The organism is Paucilactobacillus vaccinostercus DSM 20634, assembly GCF_001436295.1.
Lineage (GTDB): Bacteria > Bacillota > Bacilli > Lactobacillales > Lactobacillaceae > Paucilactobacillus > Paucilactobacillus vaccinostercus.
Window position 1 is genome coordinate 1 of sequence record NZ_AYYY01000015.1, and the last position, 591, is coordinate 591.

The 591-nt window shown below is 42.6% G+C and carries 1 pseudogene; it reads left to right on the plus strand.

The features are described 5' to 3' along the window. Positions 1-60 precede the first annotated feature (60 nt). Positions 61-591 (plus strand): annotated as a pseudogene (locus FC26_RS12465) (IS5 family transposase); the annotation flags it as partial.

Genomic DNA, 591 nt, shown 5'->3' on the forward strand with positions numbered 1-591 from the left:
AGAAGCTGTCCAAGATCTATGATTTTTGATATACTTCTATGTAAAAAGCGAGTTTAAGCTATGAAAAATTATCCCAGCAATATTACTCGGCAACAATTTGAATTAATTCGACCAGCTTTAGAAAATTTTCGTAAGCGAACTAAGCCTCGAAAATATGACCTCTACGAGGTCTTCTGTGCGGTCCTATATGTCTTGAAAACCGGTTGCCAATGGCGTCAAGTCCCCGGTGATTTCCCAGAATGGCGGTCAGTTTACAACTATTACAAAATTTGGTCAACTAAAGCTGAGCCTACGGCTGATTCTTTATTGGAACAAGTTTTAAAAAAATTGTCATTGCTCGGCGAACTTACCAAGGACGTTCAGCTTTAACTTCCTTTATTATCGTTGACGCTCAGAGCGTCAAAAACACCGCTACTGCTGAAAACAAAGGTTACGACGCTGGTAAGAAAATCTCGGGGATTAAGCGCCATCTGGCAGTTGATATCAATGGCTTTCCGCAGGCCATTCACATGACGCGAGCGAACGTCTCTGATCGAGACGGGGCCAGTGCAATGATCGCTTTACATGCCATGCATTTACGCCAGGTTCAAA